The organism is Pseudoclavibacter sp. VKM Ac-2867 (genome assembly GCF_015351275.1).
Lineage (GTDB): Bacteria > Actinomycetota > Actinomycetes > Actinomycetales > Microbacteriaceae > Pseudoclavibacter.
The window spans coordinates 67,485-90,930 of sequence record NZ_JADKSL010000003.1 but is presented as its reverse complement, the minus strand read 5'-3'; the positions used below and the strand labels follow the sequence as shown (position 1 = coordinate 90,930).

General features: G+C 67.7%; 21 protein-coding genes. 3 read left to right on the top strand and 18 right to left on the bottom strand.

Annotation, left to right across the window (positions count from 1 at the left end; genetic code table 11):
• The first annotated feature begins 48 nt into the window (after window positions 1-48).
• Window positions 49-507, top strand: coding sequence for a hypothetical protein (locus ITJ67_RS04775; protein WP_194676931.1), 459 nt, complete (start codon window positions 49-51; stop codon window positions 505-507).
• Window positions 508-643: 136 nt separating this feature from the next.
• Here ITJ67_RS04775 and ITJ67_RS04770 read toward each other — a convergent pair whose 3' ends face one another.
• Window positions 644-2,140, bottom strand: coding sequence for an aspartate ammonia-lyase (locus ITJ67_RS04770; RefSeq protein ID WP_104241465.1), 1,497 nt, complete (start codon window positions 2,138-2,140; stop codon window positions 644-646).
• A gap of 51 nt (window positions 2,141-2,191) precedes the next feature.
• Complete coding sequence (locus ITJ67_RS04765; protein ID WP_194676930.1) at window positions 2,192-4,348, bottom strand: DEAD/DEAH box helicase; 2,157 nt, start codon at window positions 4,346-4,348, stop codon at window positions 2,192-2,194.
• A gap of 265 nt (window positions 4,349-4,613) precedes the next feature.
• Between ITJ67_RS04765 and ITJ67_RS04760 the strand changes: the two genes are divergently transcribed.
• A complete protein-coding gene (locus tag ITJ67_RS04760) occupies window positions 4,614-5,288 on the top strand; it encodes a maleylpyruvate isomerase family mycothiol-dependent enzyme (RefSeq protein WP_194676929.1) in 675 nt (224 codons plus the stop codon).
• Here ITJ67_RS04760 and ITJ67_RS04755 read toward each other — a convergent pair.
• The 4 genes from ITJ67_RS04755 to truB are packed head-to-tail and all read right to left on the bottom strand — an operon-like array spanning window position 5,276 to window position 7,974.
• Window positions 5,276-6,235 (bottom strand): bifunctional riboflavin kinase/FAD synthetase, encoded by a 960-nt coding sequence (locus tag ITJ67_RS04755; RefSeq protein ID WP_194676928.1) that lies wholly within the window; start codon window positions 6,233-6,235, stop codon window positions 5,276-5,278. The two genes, ITJ67_RS04760 and ITJ67_RS04755, sit on opposite strands and share 13 nt — an antisense overlap.
• A complete protein-coding gene (locus tag ITJ67_RS04750) occupies window positions 6,219-6,671 on the bottom strand; it encodes a hypothetical protein (protein WP_160072149.1) in 453 nt (150 codons plus the stop codon). The genes ITJ67_RS04755 and ITJ67_RS04750 overlap by 17 nt, the downstream gene beginning before the upstream one ends.
• Complete coding sequence (locus ITJ67_RS04745; RefSeq protein WP_160072151.1) at window positions 6,668-7,054, bottom strand: hypothetical protein; 387 nt, start codon at window positions 7,052-7,054, stop codon at window positions 6,668-6,670. Before ITJ67_RS04745 ends, ITJ67_RS04750 begins: the two co-directional genes overlap by 4 nt.
• Window positions 7,051-7,974: a tRNA pseudouridine(55) synthase TruB gene (gene truB / locus ITJ67_RS04740; RefSeq protein WP_194676927.1), complete on the bottom strand. Its 924-nt coding sequence runs from the start codon at window positions 7,972-7,974 to the stop codon at window positions 7,051-7,053. Before truB ends, ITJ67_RS04745 begins: the two co-directional genes overlap by 4 nt.
• Window positions 7,975-7,988: 14 nt before the next feature.
• On the opposite strand from truB, the gene ITJ67_RS04735 reads away from it, so the two are divergent.
• On the top strand, window positions 7,989-9,992 hold the full coding sequence (locus ITJ67_RS04735; protein ID WP_194676926.1) for a 2-dehydropantoate 2-reductase: 2,004 nt from the start codon (window positions 7,989-7,991) through the stop codon (window positions 9,990-9,992).
• Window positions 9,993-10,034: 42 nt separating this feature from the next.
• On the opposite strand, the gene rbfA is transcribed toward ITJ67_RS04735, so the two are convergent.
• The 12 genes from rbfA to ITJ67_RS04675 form a co-directional block, all read right to left on the bottom strand.
• Window positions 10,035-10,469 (bottom strand): 30S ribosome-binding factor RbfA, encoded by a 435-nt coding sequence (gene rbfA / locus ITJ67_RS04730; protein WP_104330829.1) that lies wholly within the window; start codon window positions 10,467-10,469, stop codon window positions 10,035-10,037.
• A gap of 155 nt (window positions 10,470-10,624) precedes the next feature.
• The gene (gene infB, locus ITJ67_RS04725) at window positions 10,625-13,498 is read right to left on the bottom strand and encodes a translation initiation factor IF-2 (RefSeq protein WP_194676925.1); all 2,874 of its coding nucleotides are present in this window, start codon (window positions 13,496-13,498) and stop codon (window positions 10,625-10,627) included.
• Between the two features lie 96 nt (window positions 13,499-13,594).
• Complete coding sequence (locus tag ITJ67_RS04720) at window positions 13,595-13,879, bottom strand: YlxR family protein (RefSeq protein ID WP_104241475.1); 285 nt, start codon at window positions 13,877-13,879, stop codon at window positions 13,595-13,597.
• 1 nt (window position 13,880) lies between these two features.
• Window positions 13,881-14,900: a transcription termination factor NusA gene (nusA, locus tag ITJ67_RS04715; protein WP_104330827.1), complete on the bottom strand. Its 1,020-nt coding sequence runs from the start codon at window positions 14,898-14,900 to the stop codon at window positions 13,881-13,883.
• A gap of 109 nt (window positions 14,901-15,009) precedes the next feature.
• Window positions 15,010-16,788 carry a proline--tRNA ligase gene (locus ITJ67_RS04710; RefSeq protein ID WP_194676924.1) on the bottom strand — a complete coding sequence of 593 codons (1,779 nt, stop codon included), beginning with the start codon at window positions 16,786-16,788 and terminating at the stop codon, window positions 15,010-15,012.
• Window positions 16,789-16,872: 84 nt separating this feature from the next.
• The gene (locus ITJ67_RS04705; protein ID WP_194676923.1) at window positions 16,873-17,595 is read right to left on the bottom strand and encodes a hypothetical protein; all 723 of its coding nucleotides are present in this window, start codon (window positions 17,593-17,595) and stop codon (window positions 16,873-16,875) included.
• Complete coding sequence (locus ITJ67_RS04700) at window positions 17,592-18,578, bottom strand: VWA domain-containing protein (protein WP_160072165.1); 987 nt, start codon at window positions 18,576-18,578, stop codon at window positions 17,592-17,594. Before ITJ67_RS04700 ends, ITJ67_RS04705 begins: the two co-directional genes overlap by 4 nt.
• Entirely contained in the window at window positions 18,575-19,570 is a 996-nt protein-coding gene (locus ITJ67_RS04695) for a vWA domain-containing protein (RefSeq protein WP_146080172.1), read from the bottom strand. Before ITJ67_RS04695 ends, ITJ67_RS04700 begins: the two co-directional genes overlap by 4 nt.
• Window positions 19,561-20,049, bottom strand: coding sequence for a hypothetical protein (locus ITJ67_RS04690; RefSeq protein ID WP_160072167.1), 489 nt, complete (start codon window positions 20,047-20,049; stop codon window positions 19,561-19,563). Before ITJ67_RS04690 ends, ITJ67_RS04695 begins: the two co-directional genes overlap by 10 nt.
• Window positions 20,036-20,932 (bottom strand): DUF58 domain-containing protein, encoded by an 897-nt coding sequence (locus ITJ67_RS04685; protein ID WP_194676922.1) that lies wholly within the window; start codon window positions 20,930-20,932, stop codon window positions 20,036-20,038. The genes ITJ67_RS04690 and ITJ67_RS04685 overlap by 14 nt, the downstream gene beginning before the upstream one ends.
• A 2-nt stretch (window positions 20,933-20,934) precedes the next feature.
• The gene (locus tag ITJ67_RS04680; protein ID WP_374953485.1) at window positions 20,935-21,939 is read right to left on the bottom strand and encodes an AAA family ATPase; all 1,005 of its coding nucleotides are present in this window, start codon (window positions 21,937-21,939) and stop codon (window positions 20,935-20,937) included.
• Between the two features lie 123 nt (window positions 21,940-22,062).
• Window positions 22,063-23,400, bottom strand: a complete 1,338-nt coding sequence (locus ITJ67_RS04675; protein ID WP_194676921.1) for a M50 family metallopeptidase — start codon at window positions 23,398-23,400, stop codon at window positions 22,063-22,065.
• Window positions 23,401-23,446: the final 46 nt, after the last annotated feature.

Genomic DNA, 23,446 nt, shown 5'->3' with positions numbered 1-23,446 from the left:
CAGGCGAACGACCAGTCGTCCGGGCTCAGCGCACGGTAGATTAGGAGCATGATGCGTCTCGGATTCCTTCTCGGTGCCACTGTCGGCTTCATCGCTGGGATCAGCACGAGTCGAGTGCACGCGGAAGAGGTCGCGAAAGACATCGGCGACAAGTCGAAGGCCTTCGCAGAGCGGATGACGGTGTCCGCTGAAGACCTGCGCCGCCGCAGCGATACCCAGCTGGAGGACATGCGTCGGCGCGTCGACGAGCAGCTCGACGACATGCGCAAGCGCGTCGACGATGGTTTCGACGACGTCAAGCGTCGCGTCGAGGAAGAGGTCGAGAAGAGCATCGAGTCGCAGGTGCAGACGCTGGTGCGTGCTGGCCAGGCTCGCGAAGATGTCCTCGAGACCTTCGAGGACGACGACGCAGACGCCATGGTCTCCCCCGGCGACACGGGCTCTCCACGCCACGCAGCGGTCGACGGCGAGTCGACGGCGGAGCCCGACGAGAAGCACCCCAAGTAGCTCGTCTTCCGTCGATCTCTGAGGCTCACGCGGGCCCCGACCAACAGCTCAGGAAACGGATCGGCCCCTCCGGTGCACTGCACCGGAGGGGCCGATCTGCTGCGGCGACGCCCGTTACGGGCGGACGCGGGCAGCGCTAGGAGAAGTCACGCAGATCGGCTCGGTCGAGGCTGTCCTCGAGAGCCGTGGCCTGCGCCTGCGTGATGATCGGAATCGCGCTCGTGACGGCCTGGATGCCGGAGAGCCGCTCGGGCGAGAGGATGCTCGTGACTTCCTCCCGGCTCAGGAGCCCGCGCTCGACGACGAGGTCGGCGATGGTCGACTTGGTGGTGAGGGCCTCCTTGGCGAGCTTCGACGCCTCCGAGTAGCCGATGTAGGGCGTCAACGCCGTGACCACGCCGACGGAGCTGGAGACGCGCGACGCGAGCAGCTCCTCGTTGGCGGTGATGCCGTCGATGCAGTTCACGCGCAGGGTGCGCGCGGCGCGGCGGAGCCAGGCGGAGTTCTGCATGAGCGTGTGGAGCATGACCGGCTCGAAGGCGTTGAGCTGCAGCTGCCCGGCCTCGGATGCCATGGAGACCGTGACATCCGCCCCCGCGATGACGAACGCGACCTGATTGACCGCCTCGGGGATGACCGGGTTGACCTTGCCGGGCATGATCGAGGAGCCAGCCTGACGCGCTGGCAGATTGATCTCGCCGAGGCCAGCCTGTGGGCCAGAGGACAGCAGCCGGAGGTCGTTGCAGATCTTCGACAGCTTCATCGCGGTGCGCTTGATGACGCTCGAGAGCGACATGAACACGCCGGTGTCGCTGGTGGCCTCGATGAGGTCGTGCGCCGTCTGCAGGTCGTTGTAGCCCGTGATCTTGCGGAGCTGGCGCATGACGGCGGACGCGTAGCTCGCCTCAGCCGTGATGCCGGTCCCGATCGCCGTCGCACCGAGGTTGAGCTCGAGCAGCAGCGGCAGCACGTCACGGAGGCGCTGGATGTCCTCGCCGATTGTCGTGGAGAAGCCGCTGAACTCCTGGCCCAGCGTCATCGGCACGGCGTCCTGGAGCTGCGTGCGGCCGATCTTCAGGATGTGCTTGAACTCGCTGCCCTTCACGCGGAACGCGTTCTGCAGCAGCGTGAACTCGTCGATGAGGCGCTCGGTGGCGTGGACGAGCGCGACCTTGACCGCACTCGGGTACGTGTCGTTCGTGGACTGCGATCGGTTCACGTGGTCGTTCGGCGAGAGGAACTCGTAGTCTCCGAATTCGCGACCGGCGAGCTCGAGCGCGCGGTTCGCGATGACCTCGTTGACATTCATGTTGGTGCTCGTCCCGGCACCGCCCTGGATGACACCGACCACGAATTCCTCGTGCAGCTTGCCGTCGATGATGTCCTGGCACGCGCGATCGATGAGCCACGAGCGCTCCTGGTCGAGCACGCCGATCTCGAGGTTGGCGCGCGCTGCCGCCTGCTTGACCTGCGCGTAGGCGACGATGAAGTCCGGGTACACGCTGATCTGACGTCGACTGATCGAGAAGTTCTCCAGCGCGCGGGCGGTGTTCACACCCCAGTAGGCACCTGCGGGGATCCGCATCTCGCCGAGCGAGTCGCGTTCGACACGGAATTCCTGCGTTTCTGACATGACCTGATGGTCCTCCAACTTCGTCGTCTGAGTTTCCGCGCTGACCTCAGCCTACTGCCGACGCGCTCCCCGGATCGCCGCCTCGAGAAGACTCGCGAGCGCATCGACCTGGATGCTGTCAGCCGACAGCTCGCCCGCGTCGATTCCCTCGAGGGCACGCAGGGCGAGGCCCTGCTTGTTGTCGATGAGCTCGGCGATGCGCGCGTCGATGGTCTGCGCCGCGACGATGCGCCACGCCGTGACCGGCTCTTCCTGGCCGATGCGGTGCACGCGGTCGATGGCCTGGGTCTGCTCCGCGGCAGTCCAGCTGAGCTCCGCGAGCACCACGTCAGACGCCGCCTGCAGGTTCAACCCGACTCCTGCGGCCAGGAGCGAGCAGACGACGACCTGCACGCTCGGGTCGTTCTGGAAGGCATCGATCGCCGCCTGGCGGGCTGCCGGGGTCTGGTCGCCTCGGATGGAGACCGAGGAGATCTCGTTCTCCGCGAACGTCCGCTCCGCCGCATCCATGACCTCGATGTGCTTGGCGAAGAACACGACCTTGCCCGCCGAGCGAGCGATCTGACCGGCGTACTCGGCCGCGAGCCGGGCCTTCGCCGCACCGATGGTGCGAAGCATCGTGAAGATGCTCGCTCCCGTCGATGAGGCCTTCGACTCCTCGACCTCCTGGCGGGCGATCATGCGAACGCGATCCAGGTCGACGGCGCCGGGCTCGAGCCCGGCAGCGGCCGCCATCCGGCGGTACCGCTCGAGCAGACGCGAGACGAGTGCCGCCTCCGCTGCGCGAATGCTCCTGCCCTCATCCGAGTCGAGCTCGACGGGCATGTCCACGACGCGCTTCGCCGGGAGATCCGCGGCCACGTCGATCTTGCGCCTGCGGACGATCCCGAGATCGATGACCGCCTGCCGTGCAGCCGCCAGGAAGCCCGAATCACTGGGCACGAGGCCCGTCTCGTCGAGACGGTCGAGCAGCAGCTGCGAGGGCCGGTCGCCTTCGAGCCACCCGAGGAACTGCCAGATCGCCTTGAAGTCGTCCACGTCGTTGATGAGCGGCGTCCCGGTGAGCGCCATGAGCAGCGGGTCGGCGCCGGGCACGCGAGCCCTGATGCTGTTCGCGAGCTGCATGACGAGCCGCGAACGCTGCGACTGCAGGTTCTTGATGAAGTGCGCCTCGTCGAGCACCATGCCCTTGAAGCCGAGCGACGTGAGCCAGCCGAGGTGGCGGTCGAGGATCTCGTAGTTGACCACGAAGACATCCGCGAAGGCGTCGATGCCCTGACCGTCTCCGGAGATGACCGTGACCCGACGGTTCGGGGTCCACCGCTGGACCTCTCGCGCCCAGTTCGTCTTCACGACGTTCGGGACGACGCAGAGCAGCGGGTAGGCATCGGCGACCGACGCGGCGAGCAGCGCCTGCGCCGTCTTGCCGAGCCCGGGCTCGTCCGCGAGCAGGTAGGCCCGGTGTCCGTCGGCGACGCTCGCGAGCAGTCTCGCCTGGTGATCCATGAGCTCTTGGCCGGGAGGCGAGATGCGGTCCCAGCGCGGAGCCGGAGGCAGCTCCATCGATGCCGCGTTGCCGCCCGCACCCGTCTCGAACGCGCGCAGGAGTGGGCCGAGGAGCTCCCAGTTGGACAGTCTCGAGTAGTGCGGAGCCGTGGAGTTGACGCTCGTGAGCACTGGCGCCAGGAACGGGTTCGATCGGGTTCGCGCCTTGACCGAGCCGGGAAGGACCTGTCGTTGCGCGATCTCCGGCGGCAGCTTCTCAGCCTGGGCTTCGGGCTCGGGCTGCTCGTCGACCACCATCTCGATGCCACCGGCGAAGAGCATCTGCTTGCGCAGCGCCTTCGCGGCTTCGCTGACCGGAGCCCCTGGCTCCAGCAGACTGATGAGCGAGGTGTCGCGGGCAGCCGTCTTGGCCAGGATCGAGGCGAGGCCGTCGAGGCGCTTGAGCGCCTCTGCGCGGTCGTGCTCGCTGAGCTCGCTGGTCTCCTTGGCCTTCGCGCGCTCCTCGCGCATCAGCAGCGCGATCACCTGGAACTTGGTGCGATTCGACGGCGAGACCTTGCCGCGCTGCGCCGAGGCCTCGACCTCCCGCGCCGCCTTCGCGAGCTGTGGGATGACACCGGTGTTATCGACCGGCTTGCGGTTCCGCGGCGGCGTGTGAACGCCGGCGCGACCGCCGGCTTGGGCGCGTGTCCTACGAGACATGCCCCTCCTTATGCAACGTGGCAGGGATCGGGAAGTTGAGCCGGGCGGAGGTCGCAGCATCGGCGCCGAACGCGGCGACCGGCAGTGAGGCGGGCGTCGGCCCACTCGAGTGACGAGCTCCCGGATGTCATGCAGGTGACGAGGAGAGTTCAGATTCCCTCAGGCACCGGCGATCACAGTGTACGCCAGGCAACCCGCAGGTTTCGACTCGGGAACGACGTGTCGTTGCCCCGCACAGACTCCGCTCTGGTGCGATAATCGTCAAGTGCCTCAACGCCCCTTCCCAGATCCCGACCGGCCGTACTTCACGCCGTCGAAGCGGGTCGCAGGCGACTGGAGCGCTCACATCGCGACGACGCTCGACCGCACTGCAGCTCTCCTCGCCGGCCTGACCCCCGAGCAGTGGGACTCGCCGAGCAAGTGCGAGGGGTGGAGCGTCCGGGACGTCGCGGGGCACCTCACCTGGCGACTCGGCTCCCCCACTTCTGCGCTCCTCCGTGACGCTTCCCGAGGCGTGTTCCGCAAGGGACTGCGCGTGGACTCCTACCTCGACGACGTCGCCAAGCGCGAAGGCGCGGCCCCGACTGACGAGCTCGTCGCTCGCATCCGTGCGATCGCGGCCGAGAAGGTCGTCGCGCCGAACCGCGCGGGAATCTCCGAGCTCACGGAAGCCGTCGTCCACACCTACGACATGACCGAGGCGCTTGGCCTGCGCATCCGCCTCAGCCCGCGGTCGACGAGCGCGGTCGCACTCGTCCGAACACGAGTTCCGCTGACCTCAGCGGCCTCGCTCGCCAAGCGCAACCGACTCCGTGCCACGGACGCCCGCTGGCAGATCGGCGACAAGGGCCCTGTGCTCGAGGCCACCGCCGCGCGCATCGTGCTGCGGCTCTTCGGTCGCGAGGTCGAGCTCGACGAGCAGCCGAGTCAGACGACGTAGCTCCCGCCGAGCGTCTCGGCAGCCTCTTCGACGTCGAGGGCCATGCGGTCCTTCAGCGCTTCGATGCTGTCGAACTTCTCCATGCCTCGGATGCGCTCGACGAACTCGAGCTCTGCGACGAGCCCGTAGAGGTCGACGGTCTCGCCGATGAGGTGCGCCTCGACCTGCTTGCGGGGCACCCCGTCGAACGTGGGGTTGTTGCCGATGGAGATCGCGGCAGGAGCCTCGACGTCACCGCCGCGGAACCATCCCGCGTACACGCCGTCTGCTGGGATGAGCCCTTCGAGCTCCGGGGACAGGTTGGCCGTCGGGAACCCGAGCTCGCGGCCTCGCTTGGCACCGTGCACGACCTCGCCGACAAGCGAGTGATGGTGGCCGAGCACCTCGGCTGCCCCGCGGACGTCACCGATGGCGAGCAGTTCCCGAACCCAGGTCGATGAGGCACGTCGTTCGAGGTGCGAGCGCTCGTCCTCGGCCATCTCGTCATCGGCGATGACGATCTCGAATCCGCTCGTCGCGGCGAGCTCACGCAGGAGATCGACATCTCCTGCGCCCTTGGCCCCGAAGCGGAAGTCCTTGCCCACGACGATGAGGCGCATGTGCAGAGCGCCCACGAGCAGCTCGCGCACGAACGCCTCGGGGCTCATCCCGGCAAGCTCGTCGTCGAACGGCAGGACGAGCGTCGCGCTGAGGCCCGTCTTCTCGAGGAGCCCGATCTTCTGCGAGAGCGAGGTGACCGGCTCAGGCTCGACGCCGGGTTTGATGAGCGAGAGCGGATGCCGGTCGAAGGTGACCGCAATCGGCTCGAGTCCGCGGGCGGAGGCTTCTTCGACGAGCCTCGAGAGCAGCCATCTGTGGCCCCGGTGGACTCCGTCGAACTTGCCGACCGTCACAGCGCTCGGCGTCGGCTCCGCTGGCAGCTCGGCCAGGTCAGTGAACAGCCGCACGTTCCCTCTTTCGTCTCGATCGTCCCGTCTCGAGCCATGCGATGCCGAGGATCGGGAGCACAAGAGGAATATACGCGTAGCCGACCCCGAAGGCCGACCAGACGGTATCGGAAGGGAACAGTTCCGGGTGGAATTCGGTGAGCGACCCGACCACGAGGACGCCGACGAGTTCGAACACGATCGTGCACCACGCGACGCGGTTCCACGCCCGGCCGTGCCGCACGAGTGCGATGGTGGCAAGCAGGTAGACGAGTGCAGCCGCGGCCGACAGCGAGTAGGCGAGGGGCGCCTCGTCGAGCTTCGACAGCAGCTGGTAGGAGCTGCGTCCCATCGACGCGAGCGCCAGCACCGCGTAGACCACGACGAGCACACGACCGGCGCCGTGAGCGCCTCGATAGGCGCTCCCCTCGACGCTCGATCCACGCGTGCGGCTCATGACGCGACTCCGATGAACGGGCTGGCGCCGATCCAGATCTGGTGCATGCGGAACACCATGACGCCGATCGTGAGCGCAGCGACTCCCAGAATGAAGGTCGACCACTTCGTGCGCTCGACGAGCCCCCAGAAGACCGCAGCCGGGGGGATGATGACGGCCACAACCCAGTACATCCAGAACTCGAGCGCGTCGCCGACTGGCGCGTTGCCGGTCGCAGGCGCGATGAGCGCCATCACGAACTGCACCACGAGCAGGAGCTCCACGAGTGCGACCGCGCCGACCGTGACGTCTCCCGGCTTGCGACCACTCGCGCCGGCTATGAGGCACAGGATGCCGGCTCCCGCGCTCACGAGGCAGAGAACCCATGTGAACCACTCGATCACGAGCCGGTTCCCGTCGGCATGTTGAACTCGGTCTTGAGCACGCCGGCGGATGCCCTGGCGATGCCGATGAGGCTGCCCTCCGGGTCGATGGCCGCGAGCAGGCCGTCTTCGGCGCCGTCTGCCACTCGGAGCTTCTTGCCGTTGCGAAGATCCGCGGCCTGCTGACCGGTCGCCTCGAAGGCCGGGAAGCGCCGGAGCGCGGCCGCCGCCGGACCCAGCAGTCGGAGCCCGAGGTCCTGGACGTCCGGCGCGACCGCATCGGCGATGCCGAAGTCCCCCACGCGAGAGCGCCTGAGCGCGGTGAGGTGCGCACCCGTGCCCAGTGCGTCGCCGAGGTCCCGTGCGAGGGCGCGAATGTAGGTGCCAGATGAGCAGGCGACCCGGACGTCGAGGTCGAGCGCCGGCGTCGACCCGGAAAGCTCACTCCGCGAGGCCAGCAGCTCGAGCTCGGAGATCGTCACAGCGCGCGCGGCCAGCTTGACCTCCTCGCCGTCGCGCACCCGCTTGTACGCGCGAACGCCGTCGACCTTGATGGCGCTGACGGAAGACGGGATCTGACTGATCGGGCCTCGCAGGGCGGCCATGGCCGCCTCGATGCGCTCGGGGGTCACCGCAGCGACCGCCCCTAGCGGTGCTGTCGCCGTGAGCTCGCCCTCGGCATCCTCGGTATTCGTCGACACGCCGAGGCGAACCGTCGCGAAGTACTCCTTGTCGTCGCCGACGAAGTAGGTGAGCAGGCGGGTCGCGCCCCCGACGCCGAGGATCATGAGTCCGGATGCCATGGGATCGAGCGTGCCTGCGTGGCCGACCTTCCGCGTGCCGAGCGCCCGCCTGGTCATCGCGACGAGCGTGTGGCTGGTCGGGCCCTGCGGCTTGTCGAGGAGGAGGATGCCGTTCGGGCCAGGAGGTGGAGTCGTCATGTCCCCAACATTCTATGGTGCCCGTAGGCTCGTTCCCGGTCGTCGAGCGCAGTGACGACCGGGAACGCGACTGGTTCGGGACGGGCGAAGGAGAGAACGGCATGCGAGTGGCGGTCATCGGTGTCGGTGCTGTGGGCGGCACACTGGCCCTCCTCCTGGACAGGGCGGGCCATGAGGTTGTCCTCACCTCGCGGCGGTCTCCGGTCGAGCGCGAGCCAACCGAGCAGGCATCTGAACGCCGTCTTGTGCTCCGGGGCGCCTTCGGGGAGCACAGCGCGACGTTCGAACAGGTCTCCGTTCTCGACAGGGCGTTCGATCTGGTGCTCGTCGCGGTCAAGGCGCAGGACACCCAGCACGCCGTCCAGCCCCACCTGCCGACCGTTGCGGCGACCACCACCGTGATCGTGCAGAACGGCCTCGATGGAGTGTCGACCCTCGAGCAGATGCTCTCGGTCGTGCCCGACGAACAGCGGTCGGGAATCGTCGGCGGCGGCCTCGCGACCTTCGCCGTCAACAAGCCGACTCCCGACGAGATCGAAGCCACCGCGTCCGGGCTGCTCATGCTCGGAGCTGCATCCCCCGAAGACACCCGCGGGCTGACAGCCACCGCGCGATCACTCGAGACAGCCGTCCACTGCGTCGTCACCAGTGACCTGCGCTCCGCGCAGTGGAGCAAGCTCCTCATCAACCAGGTCAACGCGGTCCCGGCCGTGACCGGCGCCAGCGTGCAGGAGACCGGCCTGGACGGCGATCTGTCGGCGGTCCTCGCCGCGAGCATCGGCGAGCTGCTCGCCGTGGTCGCAGCCGAGGGTGCACACCTCGAAGCTCTCGGGCCACTCGACGAGACGCTGGTGAAGCTCGCGCGTTCCGTGCCGAAGGACGCCGAGGCCACCATCGCTCGCAACACCCGGCTCGCCGGAGAGCTCACCGCTGCGTTCGGCGCGACCCCCAACTACGCGTCGACGCTGCAGAGCATCCGCCGCGGCGAGGCCACGGAGATCGATGCGCTCAACGGCGCCGTCGTCGCCCACGGCAGCGCCCAGGGCGTCCCAACCCCGGTGAATGCAGCGCTCACCTCGCTGGTCCACCGGATCGAGCAGGGCCAACCGAGCCTCTCCCCCGCCGAGCTGCGGAGGACTGTCCTGACGTCGACGGTCAACGACTGGTTCGCCCGCGAGCAGCGCGCCCTCGCCTGGCGGGCGCCGACGACCACCCCGTGGGGAGTGCTCGTGAGCGAGACCATGCTGCAGCAGACGCAGGCCGCTCGCGTCGAACCCAAATGGCTCGATTTCATGGAGCGGTGGCCGACGCCGGGCGCGATGGCGGAGGCGTCCGAGGCTGAGGTGCTGAGGTTCTGGGATCGCCTCGGCTACCCGCGGCGAGCGCTCTGGCTCCTCGCCTGCGCACGCGCCATCACGGCCGAGCACGCCGGCGTCGTGCCGAGCACACGGGATGCGCTCCTCGCCCTTCCGGGCGTTGGCCCGTACACGGCTTCCGCAGTCATGTCCTTCGCCCATGGTGTGCCCGAACCCGTCGTCGACACGAATGTCCGACGTGTGCTGTCCCGCGCCTTCCTCGGCGAAGAGACCCCGTGGGGTCCGTCGGCCGTCCGAGATGCGGCGGAGATGACAGCCATCTCCCCGAGCGAGACGCGGGCCGCGAACCTCTGGAACGCCGCATCGATGGAACTCGGTGCCCTCGTGTGCACCGCCAAGCGTCCCGACTGCGAGGTGTGCCCGATCGTCGCCAGCTGCGCTTGGTTCGCGGCCGGGAAGCCACGCTCCAGCGCGGTCAAGAAGCGGCAGGCGAAGTTCGCCGGCTCGGACCGCGAGATGCGCGGCCTCGTCCTCAGAGAGCTCAGGGCCATCCCCGGGGGCGTGGAGATCGAGTTCCTCCGCAGCCACCTCTCCCCAGGAGGGCTCGATGAGCCCCGCTTCGAACGCGCCATCTCCTCACTGCAGAGCGACGGTCTGATCGTGCGTAGAGCTGAGGCGCAGATAGCGCTCGCCGGCGACTGACCGTCCAGTCGCCGGCGAGCACTCGAGCCGCGGAGCTGAGGCTCAGGACTCCTCTGGCTCGTCCTTCTTCTCGTAGGGGTCGGCGTCGCCGGCGTAGCTCGCTGTCTTCGCCTGCTGCGCCGACGCCACATCACGGTCGTGCGCCTCGCGGAGCAACGCGGCAATGGCGTCGGCGTTCTCGGGAATCGCGTCGGGAACGAACTCGAGGCTCGGCGTCAGGCGAGAGGTGATGTTCTTGCCCACCTCCGTGCGGAGCATGCCCGTCGCACTCCGGAGCGCCGCCGCGGTATCGCGGCGTTCCTTCTGGTCACCGTAGACGGTGTAGAAGATGGTGGCGTGCTGGAGGTCCCCAGTGACGCGGACGTCGGTGATGGTGACGAACCCGAGTCTCGGGTCCTTCACGCCGCGCTCGAGCGTCTTCGCGACGATGACCTTGATGCGGTCTGCGAGTCGCAGTGCCCGTGAATGATCGACCATGATGGCTACTTTCTCGTGTGCTGGTGCAGAGCGTCAAATGCGTCTGCCGTGTCGATACTGCTCAGAAGCTGAAGGCGGGGCCCCGGCCAGTTGGCCAGGACCCCGCCCGCGAGTCCGTGCTGAGACGAGCTCAGCGCAGCGACTCGGTCAAACAGCTAGACGCGAGGCTTCTCGACGAGCTCGGTCGTCTCGATCTCGTCGCCGATCTGGATGTCGTTGTACTTGCCGAGGCCGATACCGCACTCGAAGTCCGTGCGGACCTCGGTGACGTCGTCCTTGAACCGACGGAGCGAGTCGATCGCCAGGTTGTCGGCGATGACGATGCCGTCGCGGATGACGCGAGCTGTCGCGTTCCTTGTGATGGTTCCGCTGCGCACGATACATCCGGCGATGTTTCCGAACTTGGAGGAGCGGAACACCTCGCGGATCTCCGCGACACCCGACTGGACCTCTTCGAACTCGGGCTTGAGCATGCCCTTGAGCGAGTTCTCGATGTCCTCGAGTGCCCCGTAGATGACCGAGTAGAAGCGGACATCCACACCTTCACGAGCAGCGCGCTCGCGCGCCTTCGTGTCGGGGCGCACGTTGAAGCCGATGATGATGGCGTTGTCGACCGTGGCGAGGTTGACGTCGGACTCCGTGATGGCGCCGACACCGCGGTGGATGATGCGCAGCTGCACCGAGTCGTCCACATCGATCTTGAGCAGCGACTCCTCGAGTGCCTCGACGGCACCGGAGACGTCACCCTTGATGATGAGGTTGAGCGACTCGACCTTGCCCTCTTCGAGTGCACGGGTGAAGTCCTCGAGGCTGATGCGCTTGCGGGACTTCGCCAGGCTGGCGTTGCGCTCCACAGCTTCACGCTTCTCGGCGATCTGACGCGCGGTGCGGTCCTCTTCCGTGACGATGAAGGTGTCGCCTGCACGAGGAACGCTCGAGAGGCCCTGCACCTGGACTGGGCGCGACGGCTCAGCTTCGGTGACGACCTGACCGTTCTCGTCGAGCATCGCCCGGACGCGACCGTAGGCCGTACCGGCGACGATCGGGTCTCCGACTCGGAGCGTTCCCGACTGGATGAGCACGGTCGCAACCGCACCGCGTCCCTTGTCGAGCTTCGCCTCGATCGCGATACCGCGTGCTTCCTTGTTGGGGTTGGCGCGCAGGTCGAGACCAGCATCTGCAGTCAGCAGGACGGCCTCGATGAGGCTGTCGATGTTGACGTTGTTGCGGGCAGAGACGTCGACGAACATCGTGTCGCCACCGAATTCCTCGGCGACGAGTCCGTACTCGGTCAGCTGTGCGCGGACCTTCGACGGGTTCGCGTCCTCCTTGTCGACCTTGTTCACTGCGACGACGATCGGCACGTTCGCGGCCTGGGCGTGGTTGAGCGCCTCGACCGTCTGCGGCATGATGCCGTCGTCCGCCGCGACCACGAGGATAGCGATGTCGGTGACCTGGGCACCACGGGCACGCATGGCCGTGAAGGCCTCGTGACCTGGCGTGTCGATGAACGTGATGGCGCGTTCGATGCCCTCATGCTCGTGCCAGACCTGGTAGGCACCGATGTGCTGCGTGATGCCGCCCGCTTCTCCGTCGACGACGTTCGCGTTGCGGATCGCGTCGAGGAGGCGCGTCTTTCCGTGGTCGACGTGACCCATGACGGTGACAACCGGCGGCCGGATCTCGAGGACGTCGTCGCCTTCGTCTTCGGCTTCCTGGTCGAGGTCGATCGAGAAGCCCTCGAGGAGCTCACGGTCTTCGTCTTCCGGGCTGACGATCTGGATGCGGTAGCCGAGCTCCTCGCCGAGGACCTCGAACGTCGCCTCGTCGAGCGACTCCGTCGCCGTGGCCATCTCACCGAGGTGGAACAGCACGGTCACAAGGTCGCCGGGGCTGGCGTCGATCTTCTCAGCGAAGTCCGAGATGGAGGCGCCACGACGCAGACGGATCGGCGTGCTGCCGTCTCCGCGACGGACCTTGACGCCGCCGACGCTCGGGGCTTCCCGCATCTCGAATTCTGCGCGCTTCGTCCGCTTGGACTTGCGTGCCTTCGACTTTCCGCCACCGCGACCGAACGCGCCAGCGGTCGAGCCGCGACCGCGACCGCCACCTGGACGACTGCCACCGCCACCTGGGCGCGGGGCGAAGCCGCCACCTGCACCGGGGGCGCCGCCTGGACGTCCACCGCCGGCGCCGCCGGCACCGGGACGGCCGCCTGGCCGACCGGCACCCGCTGGACGAGCTCCGGGGAGGACGCGGGGCTGACCTGGCCGCGGAGCAGCCGGGCGGGGTCCGCCTGGGCTCGCCGGACGCGGGCCGCCTGCGCCACCGGGACGGGGTCCGCCGCCTGCTCCTCCACCTGGGCGCATGCCCTGGTTGGAAGCGAACGGGTTGTTGCCCGGGCGCGATCGACCCATGCCCTGGCTCGACGCGAAGGGGTTGTTGCCCGGACGCGGTCCCGGACGAGGGCCACGGGGACGCGGGATCGAGGGGCTTGCGCCACCATCAGCCTGAGCCGGCTTCGCGTCGCCTGGCGCAGCGGGACGCTGCGCGCTCGGCTTTGCCTCACCGGCGTCAGCCGCGGGTGCGGCCGGCGCGGCGGGAGCAGCTGCAGCGGCCGGAGCGGCGGGAGCCGCCGGTGCCGGTGCGGGAGCTGGCTCAGGCTTGCGCTTGGGTCCGGGAGTTGGAGCCGACGATCCTGCGGGAGCGGCCTTCTTGGCCGGCTCGGCGGGGGCTGCCGGTGCCGAGGGAGCGGATGGTCCTGGCTTGCTGCCCGGACGCACGCTCGACGGCGTCGCTCCGCCGGGACGCGGAGCGCCCGGCTTCGAAGCCGCGGGAGCAGCAGCCTGAGGCTGCGCGCCGCCGGCGGCGTTGGACTTCAGTGCCTCGCGGAGGCGACGGGCCACGGGGGGCTCGACGCTCGACGAAGCGCTCTTAACGAACTCGCCCATGTCCTGAAGAGTCTTGAGGGCGGTCTTGGAATCGACGCCCATCTCGCTGGCGATTTCGTGTACGCGTGGTTTTGCCACTTTTCTCCTGTCTGGGGCCCGCCCAGATAGGAGCGGACCATTAAAAAAGTCGGATGTGCCTCATCGTGAGTCACTCATGAGTTGTCCATGGTCCGATCAGCCTTTTCTCGTGGTCGGAGCAGTGCGTTCGCCCTGCTCCAATGTGCTCGCGTGCCTGCTGAGCGCCTCGGTGTCCACCTTGCCTGTCTTGAAGGCCCGCAGGAATGCGCGCCGCTCAATTGCCAGCTTGGTGCACTCCGCGGTCGGATGGATCCAGGCTCCGCGCCCGGGGAGACTCGCCGAGATATCGACTTCGAGGCTTCCCTGACGAAGTACAACCCTGAGGAGCTGACTTCGTTCTGAGCGCGAACGGCATCCAACGCACGTTCGTACAGACGACATACTACCCCTCTGCGCGCGCTTCGTCTCCGTCTTCGAGGATCGAGTCGGGCTGGATGTCGATTCTCGCCCCCGTGAGCTTGGCCGCGAGGCGCGCATTCTGCCCCTCCTTGCCGATCGCGAGCGACAGCTGGAAGTCGGGAACGAGGGCACGAACCGCCTTCGTGGCGCGGTCGATCACGAACGCGCTCGAGACCTTGGCCGGGCTGAGGGCGCTCGCCACGAACGTCGGCAGGTCGTCGGAGTAGTCGACGATGTCGATCTTCTCCTCGCCGAGCTCGTTGGTCACGGCGCGAACGCGTGCACCGAGCTCACCGATGCAGGCCCCCTTGGGGTTGATCCCCTCCTGGGTGGCGCGCACGGCGATCTTCGAGCGGTGTCCGGCCTCGCGCGCCAGCGAGACGATCTCGACGACGCCGCTTGCGATCTCGGGAACCTCAAGCGCGAACAGCTTGCGCACGAGTGACGGGTGGGTGCGAGAGACCGTGATCTGCGGGCCCTTGCTGCCGCGCTCGACCTTGGTCACGAAAACGCGGAGGCGACGTCCGTGGGAGTAGTCCTCACCCGGCACCTGCTCCTCAGGCGGCAGGATGGCCTCGACCGTTCCCAGATCGACGTGGATCATGCGGGGGTTCGGACCCTGCTGGATCACGCCAGCGACGATGTCGCCTTCACGCCCCCGGAACTCGCCGAGGACCTTGTCGTCGCCGATGTCGCGGATGCGCTGATTGATGACCTGCTTGGCGGCGAACGCGGCCACTCGTCCGAAGTCATCGGCCGGAAGCTGCGCTTCGCCGATGATCTCGCCTTCGTCGTCCATCTCCGGCACGAAGACGTTGACCTCACCGCTCTTGCGGTCGAGGTGCACGCGGGTCGAGGCCGGCGGCACGTCCTGGCCGAGTTCCTGCGACACGTGCTTCTCGTACGCGGTCAGGATCGCCTGCTCGAGAATGCTGGCAAGCTCCTCAAATGGAATCTCACGCTCTCGCTCGAGAATCCTCAGGACAGCAAGGTCGATCTTCATGGCGCTCCCTCTATTCAGATGAAAGAACGAGTTTACCGCATGCTGGCGCACGGAGCTCCCCGTCGGGCACGCGGGATGGGGCGAGCCGAGGCCCCATCCCGCAGTGAGCTCAGTTGCCGCGCTTGGACAGCAGCAGTTCGAGCACGTCGTCCTTGGAGACCGCGTCGCGCTCGTTCGTCCGGCGGTTCCAGAGCTCGACCTGCCCGTCGACTGCGCCCTTGCCCGCGATGACGATCCATGGCACGCCGAGCAGCTCGGCGTCACCGAACTTCACGCCGGGCGAGACCTTCTTGCGGTCGTCGTAGAGCACGTCGAGACCAGCGGCATCGAACGCGGTCGAGAGCTCCTCAGCCACGGCGAAGGGCTCCTCGTTGCGTCCCGTCGCAACGATCTGCACATCGAACGGAGCCACCTGCTCCGGCCAGATCAGGCCACGGTCGTCGTGGTTCGCCTCTGCGATGAGCGCGAGGTTGCGGGTCACCCCGATGCCGTAGGAGCCCATCGTCACGGTCGTGAGCTTGCCCTGCTCGTTGAGCACCTTGAGCCCGAGCGCCTCCGCGTACTTGCGGCCGAGCTGGAAGACGTGCCCGATCTCGGTGCCGCGCGCCGTCGTAATGGGGCCGCTGCCGTCGGGGGCCTGGTCGCCATCGCGGACCTCTGCTGCCCCGACCCGTGCATCTGCCGTGAAGTCGCGCCCGACGACCAGCGAGTGCACATGCTTGCCCGCGATGTTCGCGCCGGTGATCCAGCTCGATCCCTCGGCGACCGTCTCGTCGAGGAAGTAGGCGAGGCCCGTGCTCGACTCCTCGCCGAGAACCTGCCCCTCGGCAGCCCACGGACCGATGTAGCCGCGGACGAGACCGGGGTGCTTCGCGAAGTCCTCCGCCGTCGCGGCTTCCACCTCTGCAGGCTGCAGTGCGGTCTCGAGGCGCTTGAGGTCGAGCTCTCGATCACCGGGGATGCCGACGACGACGACGTCCCGGCTGCCATCGGTGTTCAGGCGCGCGATGACGACGTTCTTGAGCGTGTCCGCGGCGGTCCAGTCGCGGCCGTCGATCTTCGGCACGGTCTCGTTCGCATGCGCGACGAGCGTCGCGATGGTCGGCGTATCCGGCGAATCGAAGACCGTTGCAGGGCCGGCGGAGGCCGCATCGATCGGCGTAGGGGTCGGTGCCGCGTAGGCCTCGACGTTGGCCGCGTAGCCGCCCGGCGAGCGCACGAAGGTGTCCTCCCCGACGGGCGTCGGGTGCAGGAACTCCTCACTGCGCGAGCCGCCCATGGCTCCGGCGTTGGCCGCGACGATGACGTACTCGAGACCGAGGCGGTCGAAGATGCGCTCGTAGGCATCCCGCTGCGCCTGGTAGCTCACATCCAGCCCGGCATCGTCGATGTCGAACGAGTAGGCGTCCTTCATCGTGAACTCGCGGCCGCGCAGCAGGCCAGCGCGGGGCCGTGCCTCGTCGCGGTACTTGTCCTGGATCTGGTAGATCGCGAGGGGCAGATCCTTGTAGGACGAGTAGAGATCCTTGACCGCGAGGGTGAAGGCCTCCTCGTGGGTGGGCGCCAGCACGAGCGGCGCGCCCTTCCGGTCCTCGAGACGGAAGATGCCGTCACCGAAGTCGTCGAGGCGCCCGGTGGCCTCGTAGAAGTCCGCGGGCAGGATTCCAGGGAAGTGGACCTCCTGGGCACCGGCGGCCTCCATCTCCTCGCGGACGATCTGCTCGATGCGCCGCTTCACCTTCAGGCCGAGCGGCAGCCACGCGAAGACGCCAGGCGCCTGACGACGGATGTAGCCGGCGCGCACGAGGAGCCTGTGGCTTGCGACCTCGGCGTCGACGGGGTCTTCGCGGAGGGTGCGGACAAAGAGCTTGGAGAGGCGAGTAGTCACCCGGCCAATGCTAGTCGTGCACGAGGCAGTGCGCTGTCTCGTCGGTCGGGCGCACGGCCGCGCCGAAAACGGCGCGGCCGTGCCTCACCACGGCTTGTCGTACGACGAATCGCCCTCGGTCTCGCCGCGCTCCTGGTCGAGCTCATCCTGTCGATCCTGCTGGTTCTGCTCCAGCTTCTCTTCGAGCTCGGTCATCTCGGGCGACTGCGTCGACTCCGGGGGCTCCTCCCCCTCGCTCGGCTCCTGCGCCTCTGACTGCTCCTGCAGCTTCTGCTGGATGCGCTCGGTCGACTCGGCCGTCGGAGGCTCGAACTCGGTGGAGGCGCAGCTCGGGTCACGCGCATCCACGACGGCAAGCGCCTCCTGCCAGAGGGCCACGGCGCCAGCCGTGTCGTCTGCCGCAAGCCGCGCGTCGCCCAGGCGTTCGATCGTGATCGCGAGGTTGGCGCGGATCGGGCACTGCTGAGGCGGCTCGGCCATCGGGAGCGCTGTCTCGAGCTCGCTCCGAGCCTCATCGAGCAGCCCCAGTTGCAGCATCGAGGTGCCCGTGTTGTACGGGGCCTTCCAACCCTCGAGGATGTTGACGAACTTCTGCTGCTGCGCCGAGTTCATGCTGCCCTCGTAGTCGGCCTCCGAATAGAGGGCCACCGTACGATCAGCGATCACCGACATGCTGATGAGCTTCGTCGCGAACGCGGCCGCGAGGAGCGCGAACGGGATGCTGAACACGATGAAGCGCCGACGGCGCTTCACGGCTCTAGCCGCGTCCGGGAGCGCAGATCGCGGTGTCTTGGCACGTCGACTCATGCGGAACCTCCCCTTGCCCTGCTCAGTTCGATGAAGTGGCGAATGGACTCCCAGACGTCACGGAGCAGCAGGAGGAACGCCGCTGCCGCGAGCATCCAGTACACCTCGAACGCGGTCTCCGCGCTCCCGCCGGTCTGCGTCACCCGGCTGCTGTCGATATCGGCGGCGACGACCTCAGTGCCGGGTTCGCGGATCTCGAGCGGCACCACGAGATCGTCGGCGATGGTCTGCAGAGCCGCCGGGTCGATGACCGAGAGCGCCTGCTGGCCCTGCGCATCCACGATGTAGCTCGGCTCGCCGGTATCCAGCGTGCCTGCAGTCTCCTTCATCGGACCACCTGCCTCCGTCCCATAGCCGAGGACCGCACCCCCCGCCAGATACCCGGCGAGCCCTCGGAAGGAATCCGGCTCGGTGTCGGCGGTCTGCTCCCCGTCACCCAGGTAGTAGACGATGCGGGCCCGCTCGGGTTCAGCCTCAGCTGCGGCCTTGAGGACGTCCTCGACCAGCGGCTCCGCGATCGAGATGGAGCTGCCACGCGAGTACTGCGTCACCTCAGGACGAAGCGTCTGCACAAGCGAGTCGAGCGCCGTCGTATCCGCGGTGAACGGCAGTCGCTGCACGGCGGCCGCATCGAACGTGACCACGCCGAAGCGCGCACCCTCGTGAGCCGCCGCGAGTGCCGAGATATCCGCCTTCGCCCCGTCGAGCCTCGGCGCTCCCTCCCAGTCCTCCGCGACCATGCTCGCCGTCGTGTCGACGACGAACAGCACGTCCACGTCGCTCTCGAGGTTCGGTGCCGAGGCGCTCCCGATGCCCGGCCGGAACGCGGCGAGCACCACGAGCGCGCACGCAGCGAGCCGGAGCGCCCAGTTGATTCGCCGACGCCGGTCTGCCGCCCGGACGAGCGCGAAGACGCAGAAGCCGAGCAGCGCCATGCCGAGCAGGACGAGGACAAACGCGGGGAGGATCGGATTCCAGGTCATAGTCGGAGCCTCCAGGCGAGCACGACGTAGATGGACGCGAACACCAGCATGAGCATGAGCCACACGTTCGGACGGTCGGTGATGAGCAGCTGGGGCTGACCGACCATGAGCGAGGTCTGCTCGCTCGTGATCTGGTCGACGATGCCGGAGACGCTCGCAGGATCGGTGAGCTTGAAATAGCTCCCGTCCGCCTGCAGGACCGTCGTCCGGAACTGGTCAGCGAACGCGTCCTCGAACTGGTTCGCGTCGAGCGCGTAGATCGTGATGCCACGCGCCTCGGTGTACTCCGCCGCCTCGGGGAACGAGACGAGCGGATCCCCGTTCACGGCGTTGTCCGTCGCGAAGATGATCGACCGCGACCGGCCGTCATCGGCCGCCGGATCGAACTCGCCGAAGGTCATGGCACAGGACGCGAGTCCGTCTCCCACGAGCGACGCGCCGGCCGCACTCTGCGTGCCCTGGGCAAACGAGTACTCGGCGTTGGACCCGCCCGAGGCGGACTCCATCTCATCTCGGACCTGCTGCAGCTGCGTCTCGACGAAGGCGTAGTCATCGGTCAGGGGAAAGAGTTGGACCGCGGTTGCATCCCACAGCATGAGCGACATCCGCTCCCCGTCGAAGCCGGGAAGCATCTCGAGGTACCGATCAAGGACTTCGACGTCGTACTCCACCATCGAGCCCGAGATGTCGAGGCAGAGGACGATGTCCCTGTTGAACTTCTCCGGGGACTCGACGCGCTGGTAGACCCAGCGGCCCGCTGCGACGCTCGTCACCGCCAGGAGGATCGCGAGCACCACACCGACCGCGGTCATGAGGCTCGAGTACCGAGCAACCGCGCGACGGTAGGCCGGGAGTCTCGTGAGACGCCGGGAGTTCGCGACCGGGATCGCGTTGACCTGGCCTTTCCTCCGCATCCTCCACCAGGCGACACCCGCGACGATCGCCGCGGCGGCGATCAGGGAGAGACTCAGCCACCACATCGCTACCGCCACGTCGCGATCACCTCCCGTGCCGCCGCCACGCCGGCCTCAGCACCGCTCGGATCGTGCGCCCCGAAGACCATCGGGTAGTACTGGCCCACCGTGTGGGAGACACCTCGCAGCTCCGTGCGCCTGAGGTCGGTGAGCGTCATCTTGTCGGCCGGCACGGTCGAGACAGCCGCGACGAAGCCGCGGACCAGCACGCTCAGCTCGGCATGGGCTCGACGTGGAGTGAGCTCCCCCGCTGCCGCCCTCGAAGCCACGTCGTCCACACGCTCCAGGTACTCCTGCTGAAGCGCACGCACGGGAGGCCTGGCCGGCGGGAGCACGGGCGCGGCCTTGGGAGGCCGCGGACGCGTCAGGTACACGGCCAGGAAGTAGTAGGCGACGATGGCCGCGAGGATCAGGAACCCGAGCACAAGCCAGAACTGGGCGTAGTCGATGACGGGGATGATCGTCCCCTCGGGCGGTTGCACATCAGCGGCGAACATTCGCCCTCGCTTTCAGGAGGGCCAGGAGAACCGGAGCGACCTGCTGCTCGCTCGCGACCTCGGCGTAGGAGACCGCGTTCGCCTCGAACGTCTGCTCCATCTCGATGGTGCGCTTCTGCTCCGCGTACTCGAATTCGCGCTCGAGCAGCCGGTCGCCGCCGAAGAGACTCGGCATGGCCCAGTTGCCGTCGACATCGAAGGCCAGCTCACCGCGCCTCCCTCGGAGGTGCGGCTCAGCATCCGTGATCTGGAGCCAGACGATCTCGTGCTGCGCGGCAAGACGACGGACAAGGGCTGCTCGTTCCTCGTCCCAGTCGAACTCGTCGGCGATAACGACGAGGAGCGCCCGATGACGAACCGTGAGGCGCACCCGCTCGAGGATCGCATTCATGTCGCTCGTGGCTGTTCCAAGACCCACGCCGTCGTAGACCGCGTGCAGCATGCGCTCGAGCGCCGACGACGTGCTGCGGAACGGCAGCTGCCTGATGCCGTCAGAGCTGCCCGTGACGAGCCCTACCTCGTCGCCGTGCCGGATGGCGAGGTAGCCGAGGATGCCGAGGGCGGAGACGAGCACCTCGCGCTTCGGCTCGCCACTCGCCGAGAGCGCCGCCATGTTGCGCCCGCCATCGACCGCGAAGAGCACCCGGTGCCGCCGCTCCGCGACATAGCGCTTCACGAGCGGCTGACCGGTCCTCGCGCTCGCCTTCCAGTCGATGTCCTTGATCTCGTCACCCGGGACGTACTCCCGCAGGTCATCGAAGTCCATGCTCCGGCCACGCAGGTGCGACGAGTACTGGCCGTCGAGCATGTGCAGCACGCGCCGTCGCGCGTGCAGGAACATCTTCGACTTGACCTTCGAGAGGAGGGGTCGCTCGCTTGCCATGGTCACGGAGTGCGGACAGCCCCGAGGACGGCGTCGATGATCTGCTCGACGCGGACACCCGTGGCATCCGCCTCGAAGCCCAGGATGATGCGGTGGCGGAGGATGCGGTGCGCGAGCCTGCGCACGTCTTCGGGGACCACGTGGTCGCGCCCCTGAAGCAGCGCGACGGCTCGCGCGCCCTTGGCGAAGTTGATCGAGGCGCGCGGCGAGGCGCCGACCTCGACGAGGCGTGCGAGCTCCGGCGCGATGTACTCGCCCGCGTGGCGGGTGACGTAGACGAGGCCCACGATGTACTCCGTGATCGCCTTGTCGACGTAGACCCGGGAGGTGAGGTCCTGCAGACGCGTGACGTCCTGCAGATCGACGGCGGCGGGCTCGCCGTGCTCGAACACACCCTCGTCGATGCGCCTCAGGATCTCGGACTCCTCGGCGGGATTCGGGTACTCGAGCACATCCTTGAGCATGAACCGGTCGAGCTGCGCCTCAGGCAGGACGTAGGTTCCCTCCTGCTCGATCGGGTTCTGCGTCGCGATCACGAGGAACGGGTCTGGCAGCGGGTAGAGCGTGCCGCCGATGGTGGTCTGGCGTTCCTGCATGGCCTCGAGCATGGCCGACTGGGTCTTGGCGCTCGAGCGATTGATCTCGTCGAGGAGCACGAAGTTCGCGTGGACGGGCCCGAGCTGAGTCGAGAAGCGGTGCTCCGCCGCGTCGTAGATCTGGGTGCCGACGATGTCGGACGGGAGCAGGTCGGGGGTGCACTGGATGCGGCTGAAGGAACCGCGCACCGACTGCGCGAGCGTCTGCGCCGCCGTTGTCTTCGCGAGGCCGGGGACCGACTCCAGCAGCACGTGTCCGCCCGACATGAGCCCGACCAGCAGCGTCTCGCGGAGCTGTGTCTGCCCCACGACCTTGTGGGCGAAGGCCCGCGAGACGGCGCCGATGGACCGGCCCGCTTCCTGGAGCTCCTGCTGGCTGAGCTTGAGCTGCTGACCGCCGACAATCGTCACGGATCCTTCTTCCTGCGGCGGGGTCTGCCTGCCGACTCTTGTGATCTCGCCTCGTGCACTTCAGTGTTTTCCAAGGGAAAGCGTAATGATCTCGCCCATGCCCCGCGTTCAGCTCTCCGGAGGCTACTCGAATAGCCGGATCGGATTGACGATGTCAACGTAGATGAACAGCGCACTCATCGCCATGAGGCACCCCGCGATGACCAAGGTCACCGGCAGGAGCTTCGCGGTGTCGAAGGGGCCGGGGTCTGGGCGTCCGAAGAGCTTCGCGAGGCGACGACGGATCCCGTCGATGAGCGCTGCGAGCACGTGACCGCCGTCGAGGGGCGGCAACGGCACCAGGTTGATGACGCCGAGCGCGATGTTGACGGATGCGACCAGCTGCACGATCGTCGCGATCCTGTCCACGACCGGGATGCTCGTCTCGGCGGCCACCTCCCCCGTGATGCGTCCGACTCCGACGACGCTCATGGGCCCGTTCGGGTCTCGTTCGGCTCCCCCGAATCCGGCGTTCCACATCTCGACGATGCGCTCAGGCATGGTGATGATGAAGTTCCCGACGGCGCGGACGTTCGCCTCTGCCATCGTGAACGCGTAGAGCGGCGACTGACGAGTGCGCTCCTGCGTTGGAGTGATGCCGACGAAGCCGACCTCCTCGGTCACGTAGGAGCCATCCGCGGCTTCGACGCGCGCTCCCGTCAGCTCGTCGAGCTCGTAGACGGTGTTCACCCGGGGAGTGAGCTCGAGCTGCAGCTGGTCACCGGCCCGCTCGACGCCCAGCGAGATCGACGCACCTGGACTCACTCGGATCGCGTCCTGCAGTACGTCCCAGTTGTCCGCCGGCACGCCGTCGACACTCGTGATCGTGTCCCCAGGCAAGAGCCCGGCCTCGAAGGCTGGCGCGGGCGTCTCGCAGGGCTCCCCCTCGGCCGGCGCTACCGCGCCGGCGGCGACGACGCACTCGTACACCGAGCCGACCGTGGTCGACGGCTGGTAGAGGCCGAACCCCGAGCACACGATCATGAATCCGAGGATGGCGATGACGAAGTTCATGGCTGGCCCGCCGACCATGATGACGATGCGCTTCCAGACAGGCAGAGACGCGTAGGTGCGTCCCTCCTCTCCGGGTTCGACTCCCTCGGCGGAAGCCAGCCTGGCGTCGTCGATCATGCTCGACATGAACCCCGTGCCGCCCGTGCGAGCGGCCTCGCCGGCCTTGGCGGGCGGGTACATGCCGATCATCGCGACGTAGCCGCCGAGCGGGATCGCCTTGACTCCGTACTCCGTCTCGCCGTGTCGACGGGAGAACAGCGTCGGCCCGAAGCCGATCATGTACTGCGTGACCCGAACGCCGAAGCGCTTGGCGGGCACGAGATGGCCGACTTCGTGCAGCGCGATCGACGCCGCGAGGCCGATGACTGCGGCCAGCACGCCGACGATGAAGAGCAAGACAGATTCCACGGGGGTCAAGCGTAGACCTGCTGAGCCGCCCTCTTGCTGTCGATCC

Bases quoted from the DNA above. Each gene is read 5' to 3' on its own strand.
- ITJ67_RS04705 (WP_194676923.1), bottom strand. From the start codon at position 17,595: ATGAGTCGACGTGCCAAGACACCGCGATCTGCGCTCCCGGACGCGGCT.
- ITJ67_RS04690 (WP_160072167.1), bottom strand. From the start codon at position 20,049: ATGTTCGCCGCTGATGTGCAACCGCCCGAGGGGACGATCATCCCCGTC.
- rbfA (WP_104330829.1), bottom strand. From the start codon at position 10,469: ATGGTCGATCATTCACGGGCACTGCGACTCGCAGACCGCATCAAGGTC.
- ITJ67_RS04685 (WP_194676922.1), bottom strand. From the start codon at position 20,932: ATGGCAAGCGAGCGACCCCTCCTCTCGAAGGTCAAGTCGAAGATGTTC.
- nusA (WP_104330827.1), bottom strand. From the start codon at position 14,900: ATGAAGATCGACCTTGCTGTCCTGAGGATTCTCGAGCGAGAGCGTGAG.
- ITJ67_RS04750 (WP_160072149.1), bottom strand. From the start codon at position 6,671: ATGAGCCGCACGCGTGGATCGAGCGTCGAGGGGAGCGCCTATCGAGGC.
- truB (WP_194676927.1), bottom strand. From the start codon at position 7,974: ATGACGACTCCACCTCCTGGCCCGAACGGCATCCTCCTCCTCGACAAG.
- ITJ67_RS04720 (WP_104241475.1), bottom strand. From the start codon at position 13,879: ATGTCGTCTGTACGAACGTGCGTTGGATGCCGTTCGCGCTCAGAACGA.
- ITJ67_RS04775 (WP_194676931.1), top strand. From the start codon at position 49: ATGATGCGTCTCGGATTCCTTCTCGGTGCCACTGTCGGCTTCATCGCT.
- ITJ67_RS04735 (WP_194676926.1), top strand. From the start codon at position 7,989: ATGGTGCCCGTAGGCTCGTTCCCGGTCGTCGAGCGCAGTGACGACCGG.
- ITJ67_RS04765 (WP_194676930.1), bottom strand. From the start codon at position 4,348: ATGTCTCGTAGGACACGCGCCCAAGCCGGCGGTCGCGCCGGCGTTCAC.
- ITJ67_RS04770 (WP_104241465.1), bottom strand. From the start codon at position 2,140: ATGTCAGAAACGCAGGAATTCCGTGTCGAACGCGACTCGCTCGGCGAG.
- ITJ67_RS04700 (WP_160072165.1), bottom strand. From the start codon at position 18,578: ATGACCTGGAATCCGATCCTCCCCGCGTTTGTCCTCGTCCTGCTCGGC.